The following is a 14,912-nucleotide window of genomic DNA, read 5'->3' as shown; positions in this document are numbered from 1 at the left end:
ATGACACTGGCCACCCGCCTGGTGGCAGACATCGGCGGCACCAACTCCAGGTTGGCGCTGTACGATTCCGCGCGCGATGAGTTTCGCGCCCTGCGCACCTATATCAACCGCGACTACGCCGAGTTCGAGGACGTGGTCGCCGACTGGATGCAGCGGCTCGACGAAGCACCGCCGGCGCAAGCCTGCATTGCCGTTGCCGCACCGCTGGAAGGCGATCACATTACCATGGTGAACATGGACTGGTCGTTCTCCCGCAGCGGACTGGCCGAGCGCTTCCAGTTGCAGGCCTCCGGCTGGATCAACGATTTCGAGAGCAATGCCTACTCCCTGCCCTTCCTCGGCGAGCAGGACCGGAAAGTGATTTACCCCGGCCGGCCGGGGGCCTGCCAGCGCCTGGCGGTGGTCGGACCGGGCACCGGCCTCGGCGGAGCAACCGTGGAGCCGGTGCGCGGCGCCTATCACGCCACGCCCTGCGAACCCGGTCATATGGGCCTGTCACCCCAGAGCGAAGAAGAGCTGGCTCTGTTCCGCCTGCTGCTGACCCGGCACCGCGATATCTTCGCGGAACTACTGATTTCCGGCCCCGGCCTGCAGCGCCTCTACCAGACCCTGGCAGAACTGCGCGGCGAGCAGGCCAGCGCCAGCAGTCCGGCGGAAGTAACCCGACGGGCGCTGGCTGGCGAAGAAGCACTCTGCAGCGACGCACTGGGCCATTTCTGCGCCCTGCTAGGCTCGGCCTGCGGCGATTTCGTACTGGCTACAGGCAGTTATGGCGGGCTCTATCTGGCCGGCGGCATCGCGCCACGTATTGCGGATTTCCTCATGCAAAGCCGCTTCATGGTTCGCTTCCAGCAGAAAGGCGCGATGGACAATCACCTTGGCACGGTGCCGGTTTTACTGATCACCACCCCCCAGCCGGGACTGATTGGCGCCGCCCACGCTCCCCTGGACTGAAGCCGGATCCGGGAAATCCACCTGCACCCGGAAGCCCTGGCCTCCGGCGCGGGCAGAAGTCTGCAGGCGGGCGCCGTGCAGGTTCACCACCCTCTCGACAATCGACAAGCCGAGACCGGCACCGGCCCCGGGGCTGCCCGGCACGCGGTAGAAGCGCTGCGTCAGGTTGAGGAACTCATCGCCGGACAAGGGCTCGCAGTCGTTCTCCACACTCAGTGTTACAACGCAGTCAGCCGTCTGCCCCAGCTGCAGTACAACATCGCTGCCAGTGCTGGCGTAGCGGAAGGCATTGCCAAGCAAATTGCGCAGCAGGATCGCCAGGGCCTCGCCGTTGCCAGCCACACAGGCAGCGCCGATTGCCTCGACGTCCACCTGCAGGCGGCGCTCGCTCGCCAGGTGCGCCGTCTCTGCCAATACCTCGCGCAATAGGCGCTCCAGATCGACCTGAGCGGTGACCACGGGCATATCCGGGTCCAGCCGCGCCAGCGTCAGCAACTGCGCCACGGTGTGGTGGGCACGATCCACCCGCAACGCAATGCGATCCAGCATATGCCGCGCTTCGCTGTCCGCCAGTTGACGCTGGCACAACTGCACCTCCGCCTTGATTGCGGCCAGCGGCGTGGTCAGTTCGTGGGCGGCATTGGCAGTAAATCGCTGTTCAGATTCCAGGGCGTAGGCCAGGCGCTCCAGCAATGCATTGAGGGCCGATACTACCGGCTTCACCTCGCCTGGAACCGATTCCACCTGCACCGGTTCCAGGGCGCGTCGACTGCGCCGGCCAATCTGTTCAGCCAGGGTGCGCAGGGGCTTGAGTCCGCGCTGCACACCGAAATACAGCACCAGCAGGGTCAGCGGCAGGATCAGCAGGAGGGGAAACAGGACCCGGGCGAGACTGCCGAGCAGGGCCCAGCGCGCCTGATCCAGATCGATTCCCACCACAATCCACAGGCCTACATCTTCATCGTAGCGGCTGAACAAACGCCAGTGGCTGCGCTCACCGGGCAATTGGCGCAGGGAAAAGCCCGGCTTTTCCGGCAGGCCGAAGCGCGGGGAATCCTCGAACACCGCCAGCAGGCGACCGTCGAGCCAGACGTTCAGGGCCGGTGCAACGGCGCCTGATGCACCGGCGGCATCCACCACCAGCGGTTCGGCGGCAGTCGCACGCAGGTGCTCATCCCGCCAGGGCTCCGGCAGTGGTTGACCGGCATCCAGCTGGCGCTCGAACACATCGGAGACATAGCCCACCAGGGCCGCGTACTGCTCCAGCTGCCGATCCACCTGGGCCACCAGTACCCGGCCGGCGTAAAACACTGTGACCAGCGCCGAACCCACCCAGGAAAACAGGATCAGGCCCAGCAGAATCCAGGTGAGGCGGCGCTTGAGCGAGCGCATCAGCGGTGCATCCTGTAGCCCACACCCCGCATGGTTTCGATGACCTCGCTCCCGAAGCGTTTACGCAGGCGCGAAACATACACCTCCACGGTATTGGAGCCGACTTCTTCCCCCCAGCTGTAGATCCCCTCCTCCAGCCGGGCCCGGGAGACAAAGCGCCCGGCATTGCGAATCAGGATTTCCAGGATGGCAAACTCGCGCGCCGTCAGGGTTGCCGGCTCGCCGCCCGCCTCGACAGTGCGATTCACCGGGTCAAGGGCGATACCCGCCGCCTCCAGCAACTGGCTGCGATAGCCGGACTCGCGGCGCAGCAGGGAACGCAGGCGGGCGAACAACTCGTCCATATCGAAAGGCTTGCCCAGGTAGTCATCGGCGCCGCTGTCCAGGCCGTCCACCTTGTCGGCCAGGGTATTGCGGGCGGTCAGCAGCAACACCGGAAGGTGGTGCTTGTCGGCGCGCAGCTGTCGCAGTACCTGCATGCCGGGCACCCCGGGCAGCCCCAGGTCCAGTACCAGCACGTCGTAGGGGGTGGCCCTGAGAGCGGCGCGCACCGGCTCCCCGGATTGCAACCAGTCCACCGCATAGCCCTCCAGCCGCAGGGCCGCTTCCAGTGACTCACCCAGCTGCTGGTCATCTTCCGCTAACAGTACACGCACGGGGTTCTCGTTCCCTCAAATTCCGCTTGCCAGCCTGCCGCGACAGGATGAACCCTGCCTGAAGGCCTCAGAAAGGCGCAAAATTCCCAAAATAAGTTCTGGCCACCCGACTATACGGCTCCGCCAGCAGTGATACACTCAAAGACGCTGAGTAATCAGCGGTATTTATGCGCGCGGTCGAAGTTCCCAAAGTTCCTCGGTTCGTTGATCATAAATAATGATTAATCCCGGCATCCACAGGAATGCCAATGTTATACAGGTAATACATATGTCTACAGAAACCGGCACCGTTAAGTGGTTTAACGAAACCAAGGGCTTCGGCTTTATCGAGCGCGAGAACGGCCCAGACGTTTTCGTTCACTTCAGTGCCATCCAGGGTGATGGATTCAAAACCCTGGCGGACGGACAGAAAGTCCAGTTCAATGTGACCGACGGACAGAAAGGCCCCCAGGCCGAGAATGTTGTCGCTATCTGATTAAACCGCCCTTCGTGGGCGGAGCCACAAAAAAGGAGCCATTCGGCTCCTTTTTTGTGAGTGCGGTATCGGGAGCGCGAGGCTCCCGCCGGAAAGGTCAGCCTTCGGCCAGTTTCTTCTGGCGGTCCAGCTCGGAGTCCATGTACTGGATCCACTGCTCGGCAAACTGGGCGGAGCGCTTGTCCTTGCCAGCAGCCTGGAAGGCATCGCGCGCCTTGGCGTACTGTTTCTTCTCGAAGTAGGCCATGCCCAGTACCAGGCGCGCCGTGTCGGGGCGCTTGACGCCACCGCGCTGCAGGCCCTTGTTGATGGCATCGATGGCTTCGTCGTACTGCTCGCCGTCGAGGTAGATGTTACCCAGCCGGGCGTACAGCTCGCCATCGTCGGACTTGGCAGCGGCCTTTTCCATCGCCGGGATGGCTTTCTCTACTTCCTGTGCCTGGCGCAGGGCGTTACCGAGGATCTCGTTGTTCTTCGAGTTGTCCTCAACCCGGTCAGCCTTGAGCCCCTTGTCCAGCACCTGGGCAGCCTTCCAGGGCACCTCACCATTCAGGTAGAGATAGGCCATGGTGACCAGTTCAGTGCCCTTGTCGAGCATGCCCTGCACGTAGGCGGTTTCCATCGCGGACAGCTGGTCGGTCTCTTTCTTCTGCTCGCCGTACATGTGCGACAGCTGTACCCAGTAATCCTTCTTCGGATAGTGGGTGAGCAGCTCCTCGAGTACGGCCACGGCGTTATTCACGTCGCCTTTGTCGAAGTAGAGGAAGCGGGCCAGGTTGAGCCATTGCTCCTTGGGAATTTTGCCATCTTCGCGGTACATGCTGATGGCTTTGTTCACATTGAGCAGCGACTTGTCGTAGTCCTTCATCTGGTAATAGCCCTGGGCCAGCAGCACATAGGCGTTGGCATTGGGCGTTTCCGTCATGGCGAACCACTTGTTCAGGGCGTCGATACCCTTTTGCCACTGCTCCTGTACGAAGTACAGCTGGGCAACGGTATAGCGGGTATTGATCTCCATCGCCAGCGGGATGTCGGGCTGCTTGATGACATTCTCATAGGCCTGCAGGGCCTTGGGGTAGTCTTCCCGCGAGTAGTGGATGAACGCATACAGGTTGTACACGTTGGCCAGCTCGTAGGAGTTCAGCTCGTTGTCGCGCCGGCCCGCCAGCATCTCGTCGAGAATTTTGGCGGCGGTATTGAGATCCTGGGCTTCGGCGGCGGCCTGGGCTTCAGCGAGTCGCTCGTAGACCTTGTTGCGCAGGGCCGGCGTCTTGCGCGTCTCGCGCTGGTCGGCCTGTTGCTCCTGGGCCTGGGCCGAGGACAGGGGTGCGTAGCCGAGGTCGGCCTGTATCTGGGATACAGCGACCTGGACAGCGACCACTGGCACCGCCAGCAGCGCGGGACGAAGCCAGGTGTAAGGTTTAGTGATTTTCATAACGCATCAACCGTTCTACTGTTCCAGCTCGTAGGTGAACTTGTTCTGTACGCCCGCCACTTCGATCGCTTCGCCATCGACCACACGGGGCTTGTACTTGAACTTCTCGGCGGCCTTCACGGAAGCGCTTTCGAACACACCAGAGGGCTGGCAATCGACCGGACGCGGATCGCGGATGGAACCGGACTTGGTAACCGTGTATTCCACGATGCAGTAACCGGTGATACCGCGAGTCTGGGCACGGCGCGGATAGATGGGCGCAACCTTCACGATGGGCAGGTATTCGCCGTCGGTGGCGGCCATACCGCTGGAGCTGATTTCGATGGAGACTTCCTGGGCCGGGGCGGTATTAACCACATCGGTATCCATGTCCATATCCATATCGGGGGTATCGAGATCCGGCGGCGGTTCCTCGGGATCGTCAACCTTGTCCGGCTTCTGCTCCGTACGGTTGGTCTCGATCTCACGCTCAGGCATGTGGATATCGGCCAGCTTGCGCTGCTTGGTATCGTCGATTTCCGGATCCGCACTGGCGATAAGATACTGCATGATGAAGAACAGACCGCCAGCCACGGGGATCGCGAGTAGCGCTCCAAAGACCAGTCTGACTAAATTGCGACTCATAACGACTACTTATCTTCGGTTGCCAGAGACACGTCGTAAACACCGGCTTCACGCGCGGCATCCAGAACTTCGGTCACTGTCTTGGTGTTGGATTCGTTGTCCGCCTGAATAACTACGGCACCCTTGGGGTTTTCCGCGTGCAGACGCTCGATGTTGGCGCGCACGGCGCGGACATCGATGCGACGCTGATCCATCCAGATTTCATTGGTCGCGGTAATCGCCACCAGGATGTTCACGTTTTCCTTGGGCTGAGCCGTGGAGGCTTCCGGGCGGTTCACTTCCACACCGGCTTCCTTGATGAAGGAAGCGGTAACGATGAAGAAGATCAGCATGATGAACACGACGTCCAGCATGGGCGTCAGGTCGATCTGAGCTTCATCTTCCGCAGCTGCTTTGTTGTTCCTGCGCATTGGCTTTGCTCTCTTAGTGATCGGTGGTCAGGTTGTCTTCCAGGAACTCGCTTTCGCGCTGGGCAACTCGGGTGACATAGGTGTTGGCAAATACCCCCGACAGGGCGGCAACCATGCCGGCCATGGTGGGGATAGTGGCCCGCGATACACCGCCGGCCATGGATTTGGCGTCACCACCACCGGTAACCGCCATAATATTGAACACCTCGATCATCCCGGTCACCGTTCCCAACAACCCGAGCAGGGGGCACAGGGCCACCATGGTTTTGATAACGGGCAGATACTGGTTGATTTGCATCCGCGCTTCGGAAATGAGCTTTTCGCGAATCCGGTGGGCGGCCCAGGACTTACGTTCCGGGCGCGCCTCCCAGGCTGCAATGGCATTGGAAACGTCTTTCTTCCAGCCAGCCTTGAAATACCAGACTCGTTCGAAAATCAGCGCCCACATCACGAACAGCAGGATGGCGATCAGCCAGAGTACGTTCCCGCCCATATCCATGAAACGGGAGACGGCCTCGTAAGCACTATCGAACCAGTACATATTATTTACCCCGGTTACCCTCGGTGTGCTCCGCGATAATACCGGTGCTCTGCTCGTTCAACACGTGGATGATGCGCTGGGCGCGGCCATTCACGATGGTGTGCAGCAGCACGGTGGGGATCGCAACCAGCAGACCCAGTACAGTGGTCACCAGAGCGCCGGAGATACCGCCGGCCATCGCCTTGGGATCGCCTGCACCGAAGATGGTGATGGCCTGGAAGGTAATGATCATACCGGTCACCGTACCCAGCAGACCCATCAGCGGGGCTACTGCGGAAATGATCTTCAACAGTGTCAGACCGCTTTCCAGCTTGGGAGTTTCCTTGAGGATCTGCTCGTCGAGCTTCAGCTCCAGGGTCTCGGTGTCCATGCTGGGGTTGTCTTCGTGCACTTTCAGTACGCGGCCCAGCGGGTTGTTGGTATTCGCCTTGTCAGACTTGAGCTGGCTGCTGACCTTGGCACTCACACCAGTGAGGACAATCAGGCGCCAGATGGCCAGCAGGAAGCCGAACACACCCACCGCGGTGATCGCGTAGCCCACGTAGCCACCCTGGTGCCAGCGCTCTTCCAGGTTGGGGCTGTTGATCAGCGCCGCCAGGTAGGAGCCACCGGTGGGGCCGGTCGGGTCAACACCGAACTTCTGGAAGCCTTCGCCACCAGTGGCGGCAACCAGGTCCTTAGCCCAGCCCTGATAGGGACCGGAGGGCTGGCGAGCCAGTTCTTCCAGGGTGCCCTTGGCGGGAACAAACTGCAGGTACTTGCCTTCTTCGGAGACCACGTTGAACAGGCCGATACGGGTCGCCTGCTGCTCAACCTTGTCGCCGTTGGGCTTGGCGATTTCAGCGTTGAAGGTCACAACCTTGCCGGATTCAACCATTTCGCGCTGCAGCTCGTACCAAACGCGCTCGATCTCCTCGATGCTCGGCAGCTTGTCGCTGTCGGACATCTTCTTGATCAGGCTGTCCAGGAACTCCTGGCGGTTGGGGTACTGGGCACTGGTCAGGGAGTTCTCCAGGTTGCTGGAGAGGTCGCCGGCGGTAGAGGTCAGGTGACCGAACAGCTCGGCCAGGGTACCCAGACGCTCCTTCAGGACTTTTTGCTTGTCGGCGACAGCCAGTTCGTTCTCTTCAAAGGTCGCTTCCAGTTCGGTGGAAAGCTGTTCCTGGCGAGCGCGCTCGTTTTCGGCCTGCTTGAGCATGTTGGCTTGCTCGGCCTTGGCTTGGGCGAAGCGTTGCTCACGGGCAGCGTTTTCCTTGGCCTCGGTCACCTGGCCCTGCTTGACGAACTGCAGCAGCTCCTCCAGGGACTTCGGCTCCTGCGCCTGGGCAAAGCCCGCAGACAGGGTCAGGGCACCGCTCAGTGCGACAGCGGCGGCGGTTACAAACTTGAATTTCATTACTGGGCCTCCGGCGCTTCGATGGGCAGGTTCATAAGGTCGATTGACGCTTCCTTACGGGCGATACGCAGGCCTTTCATGATGGCGTTGCGGTATTCGCCGCGGTCCAGAGGAACCCAGCTGCGAGTAGATTGGTCCCAGGCACCGGAGATTTCGGTGTCTGTGGTTTGGTACAGAAGGGCCACGCGGCCCACACGGAAGAAGTTCACGTCGCGCTCTACGCCGTCAATTTCAACGCTGCCTTTGTAGGCGTCGAGTTTGCGGCCGTACTCGGCTTCGATTTTGTAGGCTTCAAGCACCTGGCGGAATTTTTCCGCCACGCTGACGTCGGAGCGGTCCAGGTTGGCACGCAGGAAATCGATGCGCTGCTGGCGCTCTTCCATGTGGAAGGGCACATCCAGGGCAACGAACTTTTCCAGGCCGTCAATCATGCGGATGACCAGGGGGGTCATCTGGCGCTGAATTACGGTCACCTGGGCGATGGAGTCATCGATATCGGCGATGCGAGCGATCTGGTTGTCGATCTGCTTCTGCAGACGCTCGTTGTAGACCTTCAGGCCGTCGATCTGCTTGTTGACTGTCTTGTAGTCATTGAGCAGGTCGCGGGTTTCGTCGGCGAGGCGGTCGATCTTCTGCTGCGATTTGCGCGCAGCATCGTTCTTGGCTTCGCCCACCTGAAGAATGGAGTCCAGAGTATTGGCTTGCACGGCCGCTACAGAGCCGAGAACGGCGCCTGTAGAGACCACTGCAGCGATCAATACATTCTTGAATCGATGCATAGTCATGGGAATTGTGCTTCCTTCCAACTGAGTGAATCAGAGCTGAGTGAAATGTGACTCGGTACTTCTATATAGTGGAAAAGTGAGAGTCGGTAAACCGAGGGGCAGAATTTAAACCCAACGCCCACCCTTTTTCAACGAAAGTAAAAATCCGCTTGAAGCGCCACCCCCCTTTGTGTAGTTACGTTACACAAATAAATTGTTTCTGCAGCCAAAGTAACACAATTGAGGGGAAACACCCCCCTCCGGCTAACGACTATTAGCCTGTGTACGCTCAAACACCACGAAACTGTAGTCGTAGCTGGCGGAGTTGGCCGCCTTCTGCCGCTCCCGGGATATCTCCCGCCAGGCGCTCCAGTCTACCGGTGGCAGCACGGCATCCCCCGCCACCTCGGCGTGCACTTCGGTAACATAGAAGCGGTCGGCCAGAGGCAGCGCCTCGGCGTAAAGCCCCGGACCGCCGATCACCATCACCTCCTCAGCCCCGTCTGAGGCGGCTCGTGCCCGCCCCAGCGCCAGCGCGGACTGCAGCGAACCGGTCACTGTCGCACCGTCGGCGCAGTAGTCCGGGTTGCGACTGACCACGATATTGAGGCGTCCCGGCAGGGGGCGCCCGATAGACTCCCAGGTGCGCCGCCCCATGATCACCGGCTTGCCCAGGGTGTTGCGCTTGAACCAGGCCAGATCCCCCGGCAGGTGCCACGGCAGGGCGTTATCCCGCCCCACCACGCCGTTGTCGGCCACCGCCACGATAACCCCGAGCCCCACTGCGCTCACACCGCCACCGGCGCCGGGATGCTGGCGTGGGCGTCGTAGCCATGGACGGCGAAATCCTCGAAACGGTAGTCGTAGATGCTGTTCGGCCGGCGCAGGATTTCCAGCCGCGGCAGTGCGCGGGGAGCGCGCGACAGCTGCTCGTGCACCTGCTCCATATGGTTGCTGTAGATGTGGGAGTCACCCGTTGTGATCACGATCCCCCCGGGCACCAGCTCGCACTGCTGGGCCAGCATGTGCACCAGCAGCGCCAGGCTGGCGGTGTTGTAGGGCAGCCCGAGGAAGGAGTCGGAGGAGCGTATATAGAGCTGGGCCGACAGGCGCCCGCCGGCCACGTAAAACTGGTACAGCAGGTGGCAGGGCGGCAGGGCCATGCGCCCGGCGCGCACATTGTCCTGCGGGCTCATGGACTCGTCGGGCAGGTACTCTACATTCCAGCCGTGAAACAGAATACGGCGGCTGTCGGGTTTGTTGCGCAGGCAGTCCACCACATAGTCAATCTGGTTGATGTGGCCGCCGTCGCGGGTCGGCCAGGCCGTCCACTGGGCGCCATAAAGCGGCCCCAGGTCACCGCTCTCGGTGGCCCACTCGTCCCAGATGCTGACCCCGTTCTCCTTCAGCCAGCGGGTGTTGGTGTCGCCCCTGAGAAACCAGATCAGTTCATTGGCAATACTTTTGAAATGCAGCTTCTTGGTGGTCAGCAGGGGAAAGCCGTCCGCCAGGTCGTGGCGGAACTGGCGGGCAAAGACGGACAGGGTGCCGGTGCCGGTGCGATCGTCCTTGCGATGGCCGTGGTCGAGAATGTCCTGCAACAGGTCCAGATACTGCTTCATGGGCGGGCGTCCTTGGCTGGCGAGGCGGCGCCCTGGCGATGGGCATACCACAACAGAAACAGGCCGAGACCGATCATCGGCAGGCAGAGGATCTGCCCCCGGGTCACCCAGCCAAAGGCCTGGAAGCCCAGGTGGGCGTCCGGCTCGCGAAAGAATTCCGAGAAAAAGCGCAGGCAGCCGTAGGAGAGGGAGAACACACCCGATACCGCCCAGGCCGGCCGCGGTCTGGCAGAGTAAAGGATAAGAATGATGAACAACACCACCCCCTCCAGGGCGAACTGGTAGAGCTGGGAAGGATGGCGGGCCAACTGCAGTGGATCCTTCGGAAACACCATGGCCCAGGGCACGTCGGCAGCCCGCCCCCACAGTTCCTGGCCGATAAAGTTGCCAAGACGACCGAGCCCCAGCCCCACCGGCACCAGCGGCGCCACAAAGTCCATCAGCGAGCCGAACACGATACGGTGGCGGCGAGCGTAGAGGAACATGGCCAGCAGCACACCGAGGAATCCACCGTGGAAAGACATGCCGCCCTGCCACACCCGCAGCAGCCAGGTGGGGTCCGCCATCCACTGCTCGGTGCCGTAGAACAGGGCATAGCCGAAGCGCCCCCCGAGCACCACGCCAAGGGCACCGTAGAAAATCAGGTCATCGACCTGCTCGCGACTCACCGGACTGTCGGGGCGGGCGCTGCGCCGCACCGCAAGCCACCAGGCGAATGCCAGGCCGGTCAGGTAGGCGAGGCCATACCAGTGCACTTTTGCGGGACCGATGGAAAAGGCGACGGGATCGATCTCGGGATAGGGCAGCATGGGGCTCGCAGGGGCAGGTGGATGAAAGGGCGGGCGGGCCGCCGCAAACTCGGCGGCCATTATCGGCCAGCGGGAGTGGATACTCAATCGCCAAGCGGGGCGGGCGACCAAAGCGGCGGGGATGGCTATTTGATCGCCCGCTCAATAGCATGGCCCCATGTGCCTGATTATCTTCGCCTACCGCACCCACCCCCGCTACCCACTGCTGATGGCGGCCAACCGGGACGAATTCCACGCCCGCCCTACGGCCGCCGCCGGGTTCTGGCGCGAGCGGCCCGACCTGCTGGCGGGGCGCGACCTCCAGGCCGGCGGTACCTGGATGGGCATTACGCGCGGCGGGCGCTTTGCCGCCATCACCAATTTCCGCGACCCGGCCCGCAGCACCCCGGCGCCGCGCTCCCGCGGCGAGCTGCCACTGGACTGGCTGGATAGCGCCGAGCCAGCGCCGGCATGGCTCGCCCGGCAGAGCGGGCAGGCGGCGCAGTACGCCGGCTTCAACCTTTTGTTCGGTGACCGTACAACACTGTGGTACTGGAGCAACGCCAACGGCGGCGGCCAGCGCGAGCTCGAAGCGGGCATCTACGGACTCAGCAATGCCAGCCTCGACACCCCCTGGCCCAAGGTCGAACTGGGCAAGGCGCGCCTGCGCGCCCTGCTGGAAAAAAGCGGCGACATTGATCACGGCGCGCTGCTGGAGGTCGTTCAGGATCGTCGCCTGGCCGATACGGCCGCCCTGGCACCGCTGGGACTGGGCGAGGCCATGGATCGCCAGCTGTCCGCCCAGTTTATCTGCGCCGGCGCCTATGGCACCCGCTCCAGCACCACCCTGACCGTCAGCGGCGACGGCGCGGTGGACTGGCGCGAAACGAGCTACGATGCCGGCGGCCGCCAAAGCGGCGTGCGCCGGGAGCACTTTCCACTGGGTTGAAAGCCGCCGCGCGCTCAGCGCGCGCGGCTGAATTTTTCCAGGCCGCTCTCGACCATCAGGGCGTCCAGACGCCGGGTAATGGCCGCCGCGTCCTCCATCTCCATCACTTCCGCCAGCACCTCGCAGGCCCTGGTGTAGGTCAGCTTGCGCAGCGTCTGCTTGACCCGCGGCAGGCTGGTGGCATTCATCGACAGCACGTTGTAACCCATGGCGAGCATCAACACGGCCCCGATCGGGTCGCCAGCCAGTTCGCCGCAGATCCCGACCGGCTTGCCTTCGCAGCGCCCCGCCTCGGCCACCAGGTTCAGGGCGTGCAGCACCGCCGGATGGAAGGAGTGGTAGAGATCCGCCACCCGCGAGTTATTGCGATCCACCGCCAGCAGATACTGGGTCAGATCGTTGCTGCCGACCGACAGAAAATCCACCCGCCGCGCCAGCGCCCGGGCCTGGTACACCGCGGAGGGGACTTCCACCATCACCCCGATGGGCGGCAGGTCGCCAAAAAAGCCCTCCTGCTGCAGCTCGCGGTGACTGCGTCGAATCAGCGTCAGGGCCTCTTCCAGTTCGGCGATATTGCTGACCATGGGCAGCATGATGCGCAGATTGCCCAGCCCCTCGTTGGCCTTCAGCATGGCCCGCACCTGGGCCAGGAAAATCTCGGGGTGGTCGAGAGTCACCCGGATGCCGCGCCAGCCGAGGAAGGGGTTGTCCTCATCAATGGGGAAATAGGGCAGCGCCTTGTCGCCGCCGATATCCAGGGTGCGCATAGTCACCGGACGGGGGGCGAAGGCCTGCAGCTGCTCGCGGTATATCTGGCGCTGCTCCTCCTCCGAGGGGAAACGGTCGCGCAGCAGGAAGGGCACCTCGGTGCGATACAGTCCCACCCCTTCCGCGCCCTGCTCCAGAGAGCGCCCCACATCCACCATCAGCCCGGTGTTTACCCACAGCGGCAAACGGTGGCCATCGAGCGTTTCGCAGGGCAGGTCGCGCAGGGCTTCCAGATCCTTGTTGATCGCCCGGTCCTCATCCAGCAGGTCCAGGAAGCGCTGGCGCACTTCCGGTGCCGGGTTGAGATGCACGGCGCCCTGGTAGCCGTCGACGATCACTTCCCGGTCCTGCAGGCGGGTATAGGGCAGATCCACCGCCCCCATCACCGTGGGAATGCCCATGGCCCGGGCCAGGATGGCGACGTGGGAGTTACCCGAGCCGCGCACCGAAATCAGGCCGGCGAGCTGTTCCCGCGGCACCTCGCCCAGCACCGAGGCAGTGAGCTCTTCTCCCACCAGGATGCACTGCTCGGGATAGTCCTGCTCGCGATCCGGGTCGTTGGCCTGCAGGTAGGACAGCACCCGGGTGCCGAGGTCCTTCACATCCACCGCCCGCTCACGCAGGTAACTGTGCTCCATGCGCTCGAAGTGGCGAATATGCCGGATCATCACCTGACTCAGCGCCCCCTGGGCCCAGTGACCCGCCTTGATCAGGGCCGCCACCTCACCGCCGATGGCGGAGTCGTCCAGGATGCCGAGATAGACATCAAACAGGGCGTGATCTTCCGCGCTCATTTCGCCGCGCAAATTGTCTGACACCGCGCGGATATCGCCCTGCACCGCAGCCAGGGCCTGGCGGAAGGCGCGCAGCTCGGCGCGGCGATTGTTGACCATACGCCTGGGCACGGCGTAGAGATCCGCCCCCGGGGACACCACCACCACGGTGCCGATGGCGATGCCGGGCGCCCCGGGGATACCGTTGATCCGCGCAGGCCCGGCGCCGTCCAGCAATTCCTCCTGCAAGGCCCCGGTCACCTGGGCGTGGGCGATCACCCCCGCCAGCTGGGCTGACATGGTCACCAGGAAGGCTTCGTCGTCCTCGTCGAAACGGCGGCGCTGGGCCTGCTGCACCACCAACACCCCCAACACGTCGCGCTGGTGGATAATGGGCACACCGAGAAAGGCGTGGAAGGCCTCTTCGCCGATGTCCTGCAGGAACTGGAAGGCCGGGTGTGTCTCTGCGTCTTCGAGGTTGACCGGCTCCTCGCGCTCCGCCACCAGCCCCACCAGGCCTTCGCCGGAGGCGAGGCTGGCCTGGCCCACCAGGCTCTTGTTCAGGCCCTCCGTGGCGCGGAAGACATAGCGATTGCTCACCGGGTCGCGCATATACACGCTGCAGACCTCGGTACCCATGGCGTCGCGCACCCGGCGCACAATAATGTCCAGAGCTTCGTTCAGACCCTCGGCAGCGTTTACTTCCTGGACAATCTGGCGCAGGGTTTCGAGCATTTAGAGTCCCGCCGGCTGCTGTATTCGGCGCCCCACCACCTGGGCCATTTCTTTCAGTGCCCGCCGGTAGACCTCGCGCTTGAAGGGCACCACCTGATCCAGCGGGTACCAGTAGCTGACCCACTCCCAGTGATCGAACTCCGGTTTCTCGTTGCAGTCCAGCTGCACGGCGGTGTCATCGGCCAGCATTCTCAACAGGAACCACTTCTGCTTCTGCCCGATGCACAGGGGCTGCTGACCGCGGCGAATGAAGCGCTTGGGCAGACGGTAGCGCAGCCAGCCCCGGGTGGCGCCGAGGATTTCCACCGCCTCCGGTTTCAAGCCGACTTCCTCCCACAATTCGCGGAACAGAGCATCCTCGGCCGACTCGCCCCTATTGATGCCCCCCTGGGGGAACTGCCAGGCATCCTTACCGCCGATACGACGCGCCCACAGCAGGCGGCCTTCGCGGTTGGCGAGCATGATCCCCACGTTGGGGCGGAAGCCTTCTGAATCGATCACCCTGGTTACCGGCCTTTTATATTGGGCCGGCTATTGTTCCACACTTTCCGGCGCCTGAGAAACGGCCCGCACGCCGTGTTTTACAGCGCCGCCAGCCCCCGCTATCCTGCGCCGCAGAGCAGGAGAGCC

The 14,912-nt window shown here is 62.8% G+C and carries 16 protein-coding genes; 3 read left to right on the top strand and 13 right to left on the bottom strand.

Going from position 1 to position 14,912, the window contains the following annotated elements:
• Complete coding sequence (glk, locus tag FVW59_RS09380) at positions 1-954, top strand: glucokinase (protein WP_187275833.1); 954 nt, start codon at positions 1-3, stop codon at positions 952-954.
• Here the strand turns inward: glk and FVW59_RS09375 are convergent.
• Positions 895-2,346 (bottom strand): ATP-binding protein, encoded by a 1,452-nt coding sequence (locus tag FVW59_RS09375; protein ID WP_148063979.1) that lies wholly within the window; start codon positions 2,344-2,346, stop codon positions 895-897. The two genes, glk and FVW59_RS09375, sit on opposite strands and share 60 nt — an antisense overlap.
• Positions 2,346-3,002, bottom strand: coding sequence for a response regulator transcription factor (locus FVW59_RS09370; RefSeq protein WP_148063978.1), 657 nt, complete (start codon positions 3,000-3,002; stop codon positions 2,346-2,348). Before FVW59_RS09370 ends, FVW59_RS09375 begins: the two co-directional genes overlap by 1 nt.
• A gap of 268 nt (positions 3,003-3,270) precedes the next feature.
• On the opposite strand from FVW59_RS09370, the gene cspE reads away from it, so the two are divergent.
• Positions 3,271-3,477, top strand: coding sequence for a transcription antiterminator/RNA stability regulator CspE (gene cspE, locus FVW59_RS09365; RefSeq protein WP_116368042.1), 207 nt, complete (start codon positions 3,271-3,273; stop codon positions 3,475-3,477).
• A gap of 97 nt (positions 3,478-3,574) precedes the next feature.
• Here cspE and FVW59_RS09360 read toward each other — a convergent pair whose 3' ends face one another.
• From FVW59_RS09360 to lgt, 9 genes are all read right to left on the bottom strand, one after another.
• Entirely contained in the window at positions 3,575-4,912 is a 1,338-nt protein-coding gene (locus FVW59_RS09360) for a tetratricopeptide repeat protein (protein ID WP_148063977.1), read from the bottom strand.
• A gap of 15 nt (positions 4,913-4,927) precedes the next feature.
• Entirely contained in the window at positions 4,928-5,536 is a 609-nt protein-coding gene (locus tag FVW59_RS09355) for an energy transducer TonB (protein ID WP_148063976.1), read from the bottom strand.
• 5 nt (positions 5,537-5,541) lie between these two features.
• Positions 5,542-5,946, bottom strand: a complete 405-nt coding sequence (locus tag FVW59_RS09350) for an ExbD/TolR family protein (protein ID WP_148063975.1) — start codon at positions 5,944-5,946, stop codon at positions 5,542-5,544.
• A 13-nt stretch (positions 5,947-5,959) separates the two neighbouring features.
• Positions 5,960-6,487, bottom strand: a complete 528-nt coding sequence (locus FVW59_RS09345; protein WP_148063974.1) for a MotA/TolQ/ExbB proton channel family protein — start codon at positions 6,485-6,487, stop codon at positions 5,960-5,962.
• A gap of 1 nt (position 6,488) precedes the next feature.
• Positions 6,489-7,883, bottom strand: coding sequence for a MotA/TolQ/ExbB proton channel family protein (locus FVW59_RS09340; protein WP_148063973.1), 1,395 nt, complete (start codon positions 7,881-7,883; stop codon positions 6,489-6,491).
• A complete protein-coding gene (locus tag FVW59_RS09335) occupies positions 7,883-8,668 on the bottom strand; it encodes a DUF3450 domain-containing protein (RefSeq protein WP_148063972.1) in 786 nt (261 codons plus the stop codon). The genes FVW59_RS09340 and FVW59_RS09335 overlap by 1 nt, the downstream gene beginning before the upstream one ends.
• A gap of 243 nt (positions 8,669-8,911) precedes the next feature.
• Positions 8,912-9,439 carry a dihydrofolate reductase gene (locus FVW59_RS09330; RefSeq protein ID WP_222711457.1) on the bottom strand — a complete coding sequence of 176 codons (528 nt, stop codon included), beginning with the start codon at positions 9,437-9,439 and terminating at the stop codon, positions 8,912-8,914.
• Positions 9,436-10,269, bottom strand: a complete 834-nt coding sequence (locus tag FVW59_RS09325; protein WP_148063971.1) for a thymidylate synthase — start codon at positions 10,267-10,269, stop codon at positions 9,436-9,438. Before FVW59_RS09325 ends, FVW59_RS09330 begins: the two co-directional genes overlap by 4 nt.
• The gene (lgt, locus tag FVW59_RS09320) at positions 10,266-11,078 is read right to left on the bottom strand and encodes a prolipoprotein diacylglyceryl transferase (RefSeq protein ID WP_148063970.1); all 813 of its coding nucleotides are present in this window, start codon (positions 11,076-11,078) and stop codon (positions 10,266-10,268) included. The genes FVW59_RS09325 and lgt overlap by 4 nt, the downstream gene beginning before the upstream one ends.
• 157 nt (positions 11,079-11,235) lie before the next feature.
• On the opposite strand from lgt, the gene FVW59_RS09315 reads away from it, so the two are divergent.
• Positions 11,236-12,006 carry an NRDE family protein gene (locus FVW59_RS09315; protein ID WP_148063969.1) on the top strand — a complete coding sequence of 257 codons (771 nt, stop codon included), beginning with the start codon at positions 11,236-11,238 and terminating at the stop codon, positions 12,004-12,006.
• Between the two features lie 14 nt (positions 12,007-12,020).
• Here the strand turns inward: FVW59_RS09315 and ptsP are convergent, their stop codons facing one another.
• Positions 12,021-14,282 (bottom strand): phosphoenolpyruvate--protein phosphotransferase, encoded by a 2,262-nt coding sequence (gene ptsP / locus FVW59_RS09310; RefSeq protein ID WP_148063968.1) that lies wholly within the window; start codon positions 14,280-14,282, stop codon positions 12,021-12,023.
• Positions 14,283-14,783 carry an RNA pyrophosphohydrolase gene (locus FVW59_RS09305; RefSeq protein ID WP_148063967.1) on the bottom strand — a complete coding sequence of 167 codons (501 nt, stop codon included), beginning with the start codon at positions 14,781-14,783 and terminating at the stop codon, positions 14,283-14,285. It lies immediately after the preceding gene.
• Between the last annotated feature and the right edge of the window lie 129 nt (positions 14,784-14,912).

Origin of the sequence: Parahaliea aestuarii, from assembly GCF_008064635.1 — a bacterium.
Classification (GTDB): Bacteria; Pseudomonadota; Gammaproteobacteria; order Pseudomonadales; family Halieaceae; genus Parahaliea; species Parahaliea aestuarii.
Note: the sequence above shows the minus strand (reverse complement) of the source record. Positions and strands in the feature narration are given on the sequence as shown.

Coding starts and splice junctions, on each gene's coding strand:
- FVW59_RS09345 (WP_148063974.1), bottom strand. CDS start 6,487: ATGTACTGGTTCGATAGTGCTTACGAGGCCGTCTCCCGTTTCATGGAT.
- FVW59_RS09325 (WP_148063971.1), bottom strand. CDS start 10,269: ATGAAGCAGTATCTGGACCTGTTGCAGGACATTCTCGACCACGGCCAT.
- lgt (WP_148063970.1), bottom strand. CDS start 11,078: ATGCTGCCCTATCCCGAGATCGATCCCGTCGCCTTTTCCATCGGTCCC.
- FVW59_RS09340 (WP_148063973.1), bottom strand. CDS start 7,883: ATGAAATTCAAGTTTGTAACCGCCGCCGCTGTCGCACTGAGCGGTGCC.
- FVW59_RS09360 (WP_148063977.1), bottom strand. CDS start 4,912: ATGAAAATCACTAAACCTTACACCTGGCTTCGTCCCGCGCTGCTGGCG.
- cspE (WP_116368042.1), top strand. CDS start 3,271: ATGTCTACAGAAACCGGCACCGTTAAGTGGTTTAACGAAACCAAGGGC.
- FVW59_RS09375 (WP_148063979.1), bottom strand. CDS start 2,346: ATGCGCTCGCTCAAGCGCCGCCTCACCTGGATTCTGCTGGGCCTGATC.
- glk (WP_187275833.1), top strand. CDS start 1: ATGACACTGGCCACCCGCCTGGTGGCAGACATCGGCGGCACCAACTCC.
- FVW59_RS09355 (WP_148063976.1), bottom strand. CDS start 5,536: ATGAGTCGCAATTTAGTCAGACTGGTCTTTGGAGCGCTACTCGCGATC.
- FVW59_RS09315 (WP_148063969.1), top strand. CDS start 11,236: ATGTGCCTGATTATCTTCGCCTACCGCACCCACCCCCGCTACCCACTG.
- FVW59_RS09335 (WP_148063972.1), bottom strand. CDS start 8,668: ATGACTATGCATCGATTCAAGAATGTATTGATCGCTGCAGTGGTCTCT.
- FVW59_RS09350 (WP_148063975.1), bottom strand. CDS start 5,946: ATGCGCAGGAACAACAAAGCAGCTGCGGAAGATGAAGCTCAGATCGAC.
- ptsP (WP_148063968.1), bottom strand. CDS start 14,282: ATGCTCGAAACCCTGCGCCAGATTGTCCAGGAAGTAAACGCTGCCGAG.